This window comes from Streptomyces sp. KLMMK, assembly GCF_036961605.1.
Taxonomy (GTDB): Bacteria; Actinomycetota; Actinomycetes; order Streptomycetales; family Streptomycetaceae; genus Streptomyces; species Streptomyces telluris.
Genome location: NZ_JBAMDC010000013.1, coordinates 25,238 through 37,611, shown reverse-complemented (window position 1 = coordinate 37,611; position 12,374 = coordinate 25,238). Strand labels below are relative to the sequence as shown.

Sequence of the window (12,374 nt, the reverse complement as noted above, 5' to 3'; positions counted from 1 at the left end):
TCCGGGCACGGTTCTCCGATCTCGCCGCAAGTCCGGGCGATGCGGGGTGGATGAGGTGTATCAGGGCTCCCGGACACACCGAGGAAAGGGAGGGGCTACGTGAGCGCCTGCAACCGTAGCGAGAATTCTGCCGCTCGGGCGCCGGTCCCGACAGCCGCATGCCCGGCCTGCCCACCGGGCCGGGCACGGCGGACGGCCGGCCCCACCGGGCCGGGCACGGTCACGGATCCGGGCGCCTTACCCGTACGTCCCCGTTCCCCTCCCGCTCTTCCAGGGTGATGGGCGCCCGTCCCGGAATCCACCGACGGAACCACTCACCAAGTTCTCCGGCACCAAAGCGGGGGGCGGATGAAACACCCAAAGGGTCTCAGTAGCTGACGATGCGGCAGATATAGCTGTCCGACGCCTTCAGCCGTCACGGCTCACCGAAGGCTCTTGAAACGATTCCCGGAGCTTCGCCCGGTCGATCTTTCCGTTCCGCGTCGACGGGAGTACGTCCAGCTCAGTGAAGTGTCTGGGGACCATGAACCGGGGCAGACGGGAGGCACACGCACTGAGCAGGTCGTCCGGGTCGACCTCCGCACCGGTCACGAGGGTGTAGAACGCCGCCAGTTGCGTGGAGGCGGCCACCTTGACCCCGACGACCGCGGCTCGACGGACACCGGCGACCCCGCTGATCACGGATTCCACCTCACCCGGCTCGACTCGGTAGCCGTTCACCTTGAGCTGGTCGTCGAGCCTGGAGACGAAGTGGAACTCGACACCGTCGAACGTGACCAGGTCTCCGCTGAAATAGCAGCGCCGCATGCCACCGTCTTGATGTTCGACCTCCCGGAATCGCTTCGCGGTGAGCTCGTCGTCAGCGGCGTACCCGATCCCGACGCAATTCCCGGCGATGACCAGCTCTCGGGTCTCTCCGGGCGCGAACGGGCGCAGCCGTCCTTCCACATGGCACAGCAGCTCCGCGTCGACGACCGCAGTGCCGATGGGCGGCCGGTCGGGCCAGTTGGCGACGTCGCCCGTCAGCCGGTACTGAGTGACCACATGGGTTTCGCTCGGCCCGTACTGATTCACCAGCGTGAGGTCACCGTCGGCACAGAACTGCCGCACTTCGTCGTTGATCACCAACTGTTCGCCTGCCACCGAGATCTCCCGCAGACTCGGTGTCCTCTCGCCCGCGGCACACGCGGCGGCGGCCAGTCCGTGCAACCCGACCACCGGCTGGAAGAGACGGGCGGCGTCGTGCTCGCGAATGATGTCGATCAATGTGAAGGGGTCCAGCCGGTCCTGGTCGTTCACCACGATCAGGGTCGCGCCGGCCAGCCAGGTCGCCACCGTGTCCTCGTACACCATGTCGAAGCCGATGGACGACATGTGCAGGGTGTTCGGAGGCCGGTCGTGGCTCCACCGCTGGACGTGCCAGTTCCCCAGGTCCGCCAGGACCACCGGCGGTACCGCGACGGCCTTGGGTTCGCCCGTGGACCCGGAGGTGGGGATGACGTAGCAGACCGGACCGGTCGCGACCTCGTCCCGCCTCGTTCCCCGGATCGACCGGAAGGTGTGTTCCGGGACCCCCGATGCGATCGGTGCGCACTCATCGGCCCGCAGGATCATGGCGCAGTCGGCGCTGCTCACCAGTTTGCCGGTCCAGGTGGGCGGCATGGCCGGGTCGATGGACAGCACGCCGGCTCCAACGCGCCACACACCCAGCACCGCCGCGCAACGGAACCACGAACGAGTCGCGTGCACGTCGACCACGTCACCGGGACCGATGCCCTGTTCGGCGAGGCCGCCGGCGATCTCGGCCGACACGTCGTCGAGTTCGGCGTAGGTATGGGCGATGCCGTTGTCGACAACCGCCACCGCATCCCGGTGCCGGGCGATGGCGTCGACCAGCGTCCGGATCAGTGAACCGTCGAGGTCGCTCATGCGATCAGCCCCCCGTCGACGAGTTCCAGCGGCCGGTAGTCACGCGATGCCACGAACTCCGGGCGTGGATTGGGCACTTCGCGCAATTCGTTGTCGACACTGTTGTAGCTGACGAAGGCCATGGTCCGGTCGGTCGGTGACATGTTCGCACCGGAGCCGTGCGCGATGCAGGGGTGGAAGAACAGCAGGCTTCCGGCACGTCCGACGATGGACCGGATCTCCGACTCCGTGGTCACCCTGGCCATCTGTTCGGCGTCCAGGGCGAACTCCAGCTTCGCCGACAGGTCGGCCTCCCACTGCGACGCGCCCTCGGACTCAGGACGCCACGGGGCTATCGCGTCGTTTCGATGCGAACCGGGTACGACCAGCAGCGGGCCGTTGTGCTCGGTCGCGTCGTCCAGGAACAACGCGGCATTGACCGCCCGCGGCTCCGGCATACCGTCCTTGTTCCCCCAGACGCTGTAGTCCTGATGCCATTGCCACACGTCCCCGCGAAGCGCCTGCTTCGCGTTGACTTTGCACTGGAACACATACACCTTGCTTTCCAGCAGTTCCTCCGCCGCGGAAAGCAGCTCGGGCAGCCGCACCAGCCTGGAGAACAGCGCTCCCGTGGTGTGGCAGCCGTGGATGCCCCGCACCGTGGTGCCGTCCTCCTCGAAGATCCGCCCAGGGTGCTCGGTCGCGTAGAGATCGGCCACCTCACGCCGCAGAGCGGCGATGTCGTCGGCTTCGAAAACGTCCTCGAGGAGCAGGAACCCTTCGGAATGGTATTCCGATATCTGGCTTTCTGTGAGCATAACTCGATGGCCTCTCTGCCTTGTTCTGTGGGGCGATGAAAAGCGTTACGTAGGCGTGGGAACCACAGCCTCCGCTGGGCGTAGGACATGGGGGGACACGGGCCACTCCTCAGGAGGCAGAGCCGGATGCGGCGGAATGGGTGGGAGCGATCCGACCTGGAGGGTCCGCCGGATCTCCTGGGTGGAGAAGTGGCCGCCGCCGAGCACGTCGCGCCGGTACGGGCCGGAGGTCGAGCCGCTCCACCGGGAACCGACGTCGGCGCTGATCAGTGGATCGCCGGCACCGGAGAACACCTGCAGCGGCACGCTCACCTTGGCGCCGGCTTGGACGAAGGTGTCCCGAACACCGAAGCCGGCCCGCATCAGCTCCAGCGTCAGCTCGGTCAGGCCTCGTTCATCGTGGCCGCCAGGCTGGCGGGGCGCATGTCCGTCCAGTTCTCCTCGACGTAATCCAGACACGCGGTCCGCGTTCCCGCTCCGAACACGGTGGACCATCCGGCGGGCACGTCGATTTTCGCGGGCCACAAGGAATGCTGTCGCTCCGCATTGGCCAGCACGACATAGGAGCCATTCTCGTCATCGAACGGGTTGTTCACGGAACTGTCCTTTTCAAGGTGATCAGGCCGGATCATGGAGATCGGCCGAGGATGCGACATGGCGTCGGGGTCGGGCGCGGCCGGCCTGTTCGACGGTCAGAGCCAGCCGAGCCGAGCGGCTTTGACCCCGGCCTCGAAACGGCTGCGAGCGCCGAGGCGCTCCATCAGCGCTGCCATCATGCGTCGAGCGGTCCGGGGCGAAATATGCAGCCGGCCTGCGGCGGCAGCATCGGTGCACCCCTTGGCGGCCAGCCTGAGCAGTGCCAGTTCCGTGCCGCTCAGGGCGTCGCCCCCCGCGGGCCGCTCGCCATCCAGCGGTGTGGCCGACGACCAGATCTGTTCGAACAGGACGACCATGGGGGCGACGAGGCCGGGATCGGTCACATAGAGCGCGCCCGCCGCTGAGTTCTCCGGGTCGACGGGTACCAGTGCGACCGAGCCGTCGACCAGGATCATTCTCGGCAGCGGGGCCTCGGAGCCGCGGAACTGGCCCCCGCTGCTGGTCAGCCAGTGCACGTGCGCCAACGTCGCGGCGTCGTAGGAGTCGGTGTCCGTGCCGACGGTCCGGATCGACACCGAGCGGCTCAGCAACGCCGCGTCGTTCCGGCGCGACGCCATGAGTTCCGGCGTCGACTGCGCGCCGCCGGGCCGGAAGGTCAGCACCTCGCGGGTGGCTTCCCTCGCCAGGCGGTCCACCCGGCACTGCACCTCCTCCATCCCCAGGAGCCGCTCGACCTGTTCGACCCTGCCCGACGGGCCGGAGGCGCCGGACATGAGCAGGCAGACGACTTCGGCATGGGTTTGGGCGGGCCGCCGCTGCCGGCGCATCGACTCCTCGTGCCGGCCGGCCGGCGACTGCTGCCAGCTCAAGATCGGATCCACTGCGGCGAATCCGTCCGGTCCCCCGAAGGAGGGACGTACCAGGCCGAGTTCGAGCAGTCGGTCGAGGCAAGCACGTACCAGGTCCGGCGCGACGGCCAGCCGGTCGGCGATCGTCTCGGCGCCCGGCGAGGGTGCTGCGCGCATCTCCCGGTACACCGCTTCTTCCATCAGTTCCAGTCCGAACATGGTGAGCATGAGGTCCGTCTCCCAGGTGTGTCGGTGAACGCCCCGCTGTCAGCGGGAAGTGGCCGGCCGCAGCGCCGGGCGGGCGGGCCGGGCCTTCACCAGGTATGCGGCGACCCCGGCGACGGTCGGGGACCGGAAGAGTTCGCGGACCGGCAGTTCCAGCCCCAGGGTCGTGCGCACCCGGGAGATCAGCTGGGTTGCCAGCAGCGAATGCCCGCCCAGGGCGAAGAAGTTGTCGTCGATGCCGACCGAGTCCAGGCCGAGCACCGTGGCGAACAGCTCGCCGAGCACCTCCTCGTGCCCCGTACGCGGGCCGGTGGTGGCCGGCGCCGCGTCCCGCGACGGAGCCGGGCATGCGGTGACGTCACGGGACCGCCGGTCCTGGACGGGTGGTACGTCGAGGTCGGCGACCAGCCGTTCCGGGTTCTCGGCGACCTGTGTGAGCAACCGGCGCAGACCGTCCGCGAGCCCCTCACCCGTCGAGGCGCCGAACAGCGCGGTCGAGTACGTCAGGGCGCCGACCAGCCCGGCCGGCGCTCCGTCCTGGTCGAGCCGCTCCTCCACGTCGATGACCAGGTCGAATTTCGCGGTGGTCGACGGGACCGGCCGCTCGGTCGCCCGCAGACCGGGGAACTCGGGGCCGGCGGTCGCGTGCTGGAGCTGGACCATGACTTGGAAGAGCGGGTGACGACTGGGCGAGCGTGGTGGATTCACCGCTTCGACCAGCCGCTCGAACGGGACGTCCTGGTGCTCGTAGGCCGCAAGGTCGGTGGCCCGGACGCGACGGAGCAGCTCCGCGAAGCTCGGGGTCCCCGAGACGTCGGTCCGCAGGACCACCGTGTTGACGAAGAACCCGACCAGATCGTCGAGCGCGCTGTCCGAGCGGCCCGCCACCGGGGTGCCGATCGGAATGTCCTCCCCCGCGCCCAGCCTGCTGAGCAGGGCGGCACATCCGGCTTGGAGCACCATGAACAACGTGCAGTCGTGCTCCTTGGCAACCGCGAGCAGGCTTCGATGGAGTTCGGGGCCCCACTCGACGTTCGCCGATCCCCCTGCGCAGTCGCCGGTCTCGGGCCGGGGCCGATCCGTCGGCAGGGCCAGTTCCACCGGCAGGTCGGCCAGTTGGGCGCGCCAGTAGCTCAGCTGGCGCGACAGCACACTGTCCTGGTCGTTCTCGCTGCCGAGCAGATCCCGTTGCCACAGCGCGTAGTCGGCGTACTGCACCGGCAGTGCGTCCCACTGGGGTGCCTCGCGCCGCGTGCGGGCGGCGTAGGCGGCGGAGAGGTCGCGCAGGAGCGGTCCGAGCGACCAGCCGTCGCAGATGATGTGGTGGAACACCAGCAGCAGGAGGTGATCCTCCTGGCCCGTCGTGAGCAGGTGGGCGATCATGGGAGGCTGTGCGGCCAGCTCGAACCGGTGGTCCGCGGCCGCGCGAATGGCCGCCTCGAGCTCGGCCTCGGACACCTCTCGGTGCACCAGTCCCGGCCGGACCTCTCCCGGTGCGAGCACCGACTGCACCGGCCGGTCGTCCCGTTCGACGAAGACCGTCCGCAGACTCTCGTGGCGATCCGTGACATCGGACAACGCCTGTTCGAGAGCTTGCCGGTCCAGCGGCCCCGACAGGTGGAGAGCGACGGGAAGGTTGTAGGTGGAGCCCGTCTCCTCCCACTGGCTCAGGAACCACAGCCGCTGCTGGGCGTAGGACAGCGGCAGCACGTCCGGGCGTTCCCCCGCCCGCAGCGTCGGCCCGGCGGGGAGCATGTCGTCAAGGCTCTCCGCCAGCCCGGCCACGGTCGGGGTGCTGAACAGCAGACGGGCCGGCAGTTCCACGCCGAGAACGGAGCGCGCCTTGCTGCTCAGCCGCACAGCCAGCAGGGAGTGGCCGCCGAGGTCGAAGAAGCCGTCATCGATCCCTACCGCGTCGCGGCCGAGCACGTCCGCGAACAGCCCGCACAGGAGTTCCTCGCGGAGATTGCGCGGCGCGCGCCGGGTGCCGGTGGGGTACGCCGGTTTCGGCAGCGCGGCACTGTCCACCTTCCCGTTCGGTGTCAACGGCAGTTCGTCGATCACCACGATCGCGGCGGGCACCATGTAGTCCGGCAGGTTCTGCCGTGCGAACTCGCGCAGTCGTCGCACGTCGAGTTCCGTGTTCCGCGCGAGCACGTATCCGACGAGACGTTTGTCCCCGGGGTGGTCCTCGCGCAGGACCGCCACCGCGTGCGCGACGCCCTCGTGGCGGGCCAGTGCCGCCTCGACTTCGCCGAGTTCGACCCGGAAGCCGCGGATCTTCACCTGGTCGTCGGCCCGGCCGAGGAATTCCAGCGCGCCGTCGCCGGTCCACCGGACCAGGTCGCCCGTGCGGTACATGCGCCGGCCCGGACTGAACGGGTTCGCCACGAACCGTTCCGCGGTCAGGCCGGGACGGTTCACGTAACCTCGCGCCAACTGGGCGCCTGCGACGTACAGTTCGCCGATCACCCGCGGTGGAACGGGCCGCAGTCCCGGGTCGAGCACGAACACGTCCACCCCGGCGATCGGACGGCCGATCAGGGGTCGGTCACTCTCGTCCGATGCCCAGAAGAGAGTGTCCACCGTGGTCTCGGTCTGTCCGTAGATGTTGTAGACGGTGATCCCCTCGGTTTCCCGGATCCGTGCCCACAGCTTCTCGCCCACCGTTTCCGCGCCGGTCATCACCACCGCCGGCGGCCTTCCGGCCGGATCGAGCATCCCCTGCCGGATCAGCTCTTCGGCGTAGCTGGGCATCACGTCGAGGGCGTCGATGCCGCACCGGTCCATGTACCGGGCCATGGCGGCGGGGTCGCGGCGGGTGTCGTCGCCGATCAGGTGGAGCTCGTGGCCAACTGCCTGCCACAGCAGACCGACGACCGAGGTGTCGAAGGAAAGGGACGCCGTCAGCGCCATCCGGCAGCGGCGCGAGCCACGGATCCGCTCGGCGGTGGCGATGACCTCCGCGCGGTAGAAGGCCAGCAGGTTGGCCAGCCCGCCGTGGGTCACCATCACGCCCTTGGGCCGACCGGTCGACCCCGACGTGTACACGACGTATGCCGGATGGTCCGCGGCGACAGCGACCTCGAGTTCTTCCGACGGCTCGTCGTCGAGCACGGGGGCGTCGATGAGCACGGGTTCGCATGCGGGCAGCGACGTGGCGGATTCGCTGTCGGTGACGACCAGCGCGGCGGCGGAGTCCTTGAGCAGGTAGGCGATCCGCCGGGCCGGGTACGCCGTGTCGACGAACAGGAATGCGGCGCCCGACTTCAGTACGGCCAGGAGCGCGACCACCAGTTCGGTGGAGCGGGGCAGGGCCACCGCCACCACTTGGTCCGGGCCCGCACCCCGGCTCACGAGGCGGCGAGCGAGCCGGGTGGCACGTGCGTCGAGTTCGGCGTAGGTCATCGCGGTGTCCTCGAAGACCAGCGCCGTCACGTCCGGCGTGCGGGCGACCTGCTCCTGGAACGCGTCGGGCAGGAACACGGTCTGCGGCGCGGGCGCGGGACGCTCGGGGAGGAGGCGTCGCCGTTCCCCGTCCGAGAGCACGTCGACAGCGCTGATCGGTCGTTGCGGGGCGGCGAGCACCTGTTCCAGCAGCCGTCGCAGGCGCATCACGAGCTGTTCGGCGGTGGTCCGGTCGAACAGCTCCTCGGCGTACTCGAGGTAGCCGGTCAGCCCGGCCGGTGCGCCCTGGGCATCGCGTTCGTCCACCAGTTCAAGACTGAGGTCGAACTTCGCGACGTCCCAGGTCACCTGGGCCCGTTCGCCCTCGAGTCCGGCGAAGTCCGGGGTGGTGGTCTCGGCGTGCTGCACCTGGATCATGACCTGGAACAGAGGGTTCCGGGACAGCGACCGCTCGGGCTGCAAGTCCTCGACTAGACGCTCGAACGGGACGTCCTGGTGGGCGAACGCCTCCAGGTCGGTGTCCCGGACCCGCCGCAGCAGCTCGGCGAACCCGGGGTCGCCCGCAGTGTCGGTACGCAGCACCAGGGTGTTGACGAAGAACCCGACCAGATCGTCGAGCGCGCTGTCCGACCGGCCCGCCACCGGGGTGCCGAAGGGGATGTCGGTGCCCGCGCCCATACGGGTCAGGAGCGCCGCGAAGCCCGCCTGCACCACCATGAACAGGGTGCAGCCGGCGGACCTGGCGAGTTCGAGCAGCCTGCTGTGCAGCTCCGGCTCCCAGTGGACAGCCACGATCCCACCGGACTGTGCCGCCACCGGGGAGCGCGGCCGGTCCACCGGCAACGTCAGCTCCGCGGGCAGCCCGGCCAGTTGCGTGCGCCAGTAATCCAGCTGACGGCTCATCAGGCTCGCCGGGTCCTCGGCGCCGCCGAGCAGCTCTCGCTGCCACAGTGTGTAGTCGGCGTAGCGCACCGGCTGCGGCGGCCAGTCCGGTGCGGTCCCCTCGCATCGGGCGGTGTAAGCCAGGCCGAGGTCCCTCAGCAGCGGGCGCAGCGACCATCCGTCGGCCGCGATGTGCTGGATGACCAGCAGCAGTACCTGCTGCTCAGGACCGAGCAGGAACAACGTGGCCCGGAGGGGTGCGTCCTCGGTGAGGTCGAACCGGTGACGAACCCGCTCCGCCATGGCGCCGGCGAGGTCGGGCGGCGCCACCTCGACGACCTCGATCCCGGGGACCGAGTCCAGAACCACCGGGTGCGGCTCACCGGCGTCCTCGGGAAAGACCGTGCGCAGGCTCTCGTGCCGTTCTGCCACGTCGGCGAGCGCCCGTGCCAGAGCGTCCCCGTCCACCGTCCCGGTGAGACGGACCGCGACGGGCACGTTGTACGTCCCTGCGCCGCGTTCCATCCGGTTCAGGAACCACAGCCGACGCTGGGCGAACGACAGCGGCACGGGATCCGCCCCTGCCCGGGCGGTCAACGCCGGACGCGCGGCGCCGGTCAGCCGGGCCAGTCCGGCCACCGTGGGTTCGGCGAACAGGTCCCGGATCTCGAATCCCTCTCCCAGGACCGACCGGATCCGGGAGAGCAACCGGAGCGCGAGGAGGGAGTGCCCTCCCAGGTCGAAGAAGTGATCGTCGATCCCCACGCGGGGCACTCCGAGCACTTCCGCGAAGAGTTCGCACAGGATCTCCTCGCGCGGGCTCCGAGGCTCCCGCACGGCGTGCGCGGTCCGGTCCGGCTCCGGCAGCGCGGCACGGTCGAGTTTCCCGTTCACCGTCGTCGGCATGGTCTCGATCAGGACCACGGCGGCGGGGACCATGTAGTCGGGCAGGCTGTCCGACACATACCGGCGAAGCTCCTGGTCCGTGAGGCCGCGGGACCGGGCCACGACATACGCGACCAAGCGCTGGTCACCCGGCCGGTCCTCCCGGAGGACGACCGCGGCCTGGGTCACCTCGGGGTGGCCGGCCAGCACGGCTTCGACCTCGCCGAGCTCCACACGGAAGCCCCGGATCTTCACCTGCGCGTCCGCGCGGCCGACGAACTCCAGCTCCCCGTCGGCGGTCCACCGGACCAGGTCACCGGACCGGTACATCCGCTCCCCCGCCGAGAACGGGCAGGCCACGAACCTCTCGGCGGTCAGCGCGGGACGCCCGGTGTAGCCCCTGGCGAGCTGGATCCCGCTCAGGTAGAGCTCGCCCACCACCCCCGGCGGCACCGGCCGCAGGGCACCGTCCAGCACGAACGCCGACACATTGGCCAGCGGCCGGCCGATCGGCACCGACCTTCCCTCGTCGCCACGGCGACACTGCCAGTAGGTCGCGTCGACAGCGGCTTCGGTCGGCCCGTAGAGGTTGTGCAGCTCGGTGGAGCCGAGTGTGGCGAACAGTTCGCGTTGCGTTTCCGCGGGCAAGGCCTCGCCGCTGCAGATGATCCGGCGCAGGCCCGTGCAGTCGGCCGCACCGGGCTCCCGGAGGAACGCTTGCAGCATCGAGGGCACGAAGTGCGTGACGGTCACCGATTCACGCCGGATCAGCTCGGCGAGATAGCCGGGGTCGCGGTGTCCGCCGGGCTTCGCCAGCACCAGGGTCGCGCCGGAGATCAGCGGCCAGAAGAACTCCCAGACCGACACGTCGAATCCGGCCGGGGTCTTCTGCAGCACCCTGTCGGCATCAGTGAGCCGATACTGCCCCTGCATCCACAGCAGACGGTTGACGATGGCCGCGTGCGGGACCATGACGCCCTTGGGCCGTCCGGTGGATCCGGAGGTGAAGATGACATAGGCGGAGTGCGCCGGACGCAGCCGTACCGGCCGGGCGGAAACGGGCTCGACCGGCTCGTCGAGCAGCAGCCTCGGTGGGGAGCCGGGAAGGGCGCCGGCGTTCTTCGAGTCGGTCAGCACGAGGACCGGCCCGGCGTCCGCGAGCATCGCGGCGATCCGCCCTGCGGGGTGGTCCAGGTCCACCGGAAGGTAGGCCGCGCCCGCTTTGACCACCGCGAGGATCGCGACCACGAGATCCACCGAACGGGGCAGTGCCACGGCCACGACCCGGTCCGGGCCCGCACCTCTGTGAGCGAGCTGCGCCGCCAGCCGGTCCACTCGTTCGTCCAGCTCGGCGTAGCTCAGTCGCTCGTCGGGCCCCACCAGGGCCGTCGCTTGTGGCGTGCGCCGGACCTGCTCCGACCACAGCTCGGCAAGCGTCACCTCGGGCAGCTCGACCGCGGTGTCGTTCCACTCCCGTACGACCCGGTCGCGCTGATCGGGCGACAGCACGGTCAGCGCGGAGAGCGGCCGGTCCGGATCCGCGGCCACCTGTTCCAGCAGCAGCCTCAGCCGTTCGGCGAGTTCGGCCGCCTCGGCAGCGGTGAACAGGTCCGGACGGTAGTGCAGACGCAGGGCGAGCCGCTCGCCCGGTTCGACGGCGAGGGTCAGCGGGTAGTGCGCGCTGTCACGGAACGTGACGCCCACCTCGAGTTCGCCGTCGGGCGAGTCGACCTTGTAGTCATGCATCGGGAAGTTGTCGAAGACCACGTTGGTGTCGAAGAGCGCGGTGGGACAACCGGTGAGGCGCTGGATCTCCGTCAGGCCGAGGTGATCGTGGTCGAGGGATGCGGCGCGTCCCGACTGGATCTGCTCGAACAGCGCGCTCACCGAAGCCGCCCGGTCCAGCCGCACCCGCACCGGGACCGTGTTGATGAGCATCCCGATCAGCGAGTCCGCGCCGGCAAGCTCCGCCGGACGGCCGCTGACCGTCGAGCCGAACACGACATCGTCGCGCCCGGTGAGCGAGCCGACCAGGATGGCCCATACCCCTTGGCACACCGTGTTGAGCAGGACGTGGTTCTGCCGGGCGTGCGCGGTCAGCAGCGCCGTCGTCTCCGCCGGCAGCAGCACCGCCACCTCCTCGGGCGGCGGACCGGTCCGGGAATCGGCGGACGCGACGAGGGTGGGCTCGACGACCCCCTCCAGGGCCGCTGCCCAGTGCCGCTCCGCGCCGGCCCGGTCCTGTGCCGCCAGCCACGCCAGGTAGTCCCGGTACGGACGCACCGGCGCCAGGCCGGCGGTGCCGCCTCCCCGGGAGTACACGGCGAACAGCTCCTGGAACAGCAGGGCGAAGGACCATCCGTCCAGCAGGAGATGGTGGGCGGTGACGAGAAGCCGGTGGCGGCGGTCGGTGTGCCCGATGAGTGTGAACCGGATCAACGACGATCCGCCGACGTCGATGCCTCGTGCCCAGTCCTGCTCGGTGAGTTCGGCGAACCGCTCCTGCGCGCCCCCTTCCGGCCCCAGTTCGATCTCCCGCCAATCCAGTGGGACATCGCGGCGGACCACCCGTATCGGTTCACCTGATTTCCGGTACCGGAATCCGGACCGCAACGTGGCGTGGCGCCGTATCACGGTCTCCGCGGCCGCCCTCAGGAGCGCGGTATCCACCGGTCCGTCGAGGTCCACCGCGAATTGTGCGAGGTAGGGGCTGTGCGTTCCCCGGTCAAACAGCGCGTGAAAGAGGAGCCCTTCCTGAAGGGGCGACAGCGGAAGGACGTCCTCGACTACTGATCGGCTCATC

General features: G+C 69.7%; 5 protein-coding genes. All 5 read right to left on the bottom strand.

Features of this window, described 5'->3' with window-relative positions; genetic code table 11:
* Window positions 1-408: 408 nt before the first annotated feature.
* Window positions 409-1,929, bottom strand: a complete 1,521-nt coding sequence (locus tag V7793_RS04290; RefSeq protein WP_335581542.1) for an AMP-binding protein — start codon at window positions 1,927-1,929, stop codon at window positions 409-411.
* Entirely contained in the window at window positions 1,926-2,726 is an 801-nt protein-coding gene (locus tag V7793_RS04285) for a phytanoyl-CoA dioxygenase family protein (protein WP_335581541.1), read from the bottom strand. The genes V7793_RS04290 and V7793_RS04285 overlap by 4 nt, the downstream gene beginning before the upstream one ends.
* A gap of 383 nt (window positions 2,727-3,109) precedes the next feature.
* Window positions 3,110-3,322: an MbtH family protein gene (locus V7793_RS04280; protein WP_335581540.1), complete on the bottom strand. Its 213-nt coding sequence runs from the start codon at window positions 3,320-3,322 to the stop codon at window positions 3,110-3,112.
* Between the two features lie 96 nt (window positions 3,323-3,418).
* Window positions 3,419-4,399, bottom strand: a complete 981-nt coding sequence (locus V7793_RS04275) for a helix-turn-helix transcriptional regulator (RefSeq protein WP_335581539.1) — start codon at window positions 4,397-4,399, stop codon at window positions 3,419-3,421.
* A 39-nt stretch (window positions 4,400-4,438) separates the two neighbouring features.
* On the bottom strand, window positions 4,439-12,373 hold the full coding sequence (locus V7793_RS04270; protein ID WP_335581538.1) for an amino acid adenylation domain-containing protein: 7,935 nt from the start codon (window positions 12,371-12,373) through the stop codon (window positions 4,439-4,441).
* Window position 12,374: the final 1 nt, after the last annotated feature.

What these genes read in the sequence shown, in the direction of transcription:
- V7793_RS04290 (WP_335581542.1), bottom strand. Translation starts at nt 1,929, where the DNA reads ATGAGCGACCTCGACGGTTCACTGATCCGGACGCTGGTCGACGCCATC.
- V7793_RS04285 (WP_335581541.1), bottom strand. Translation starts at nt 2,726, where the DNA reads ATGCTCACAGAAAGCCAGATATCGGAATACCATTCCGAAGGGTTCCTG.
- V7793_RS04275 (WP_335581539.1), bottom strand. Translation starts at nt 4,399, where the DNA reads ATGCTCACCATGTTCGGACTGGAACTGATGGAAGAAGCGGTGTACCGG.
- V7793_RS04270 (WP_335581538.1), bottom strand. Translation starts at nt 12,373, where the DNA reads ATGAGCCGATCAGTAGTCGAGGACGTCCTTCCGCTGTCGCCCCTTCAG.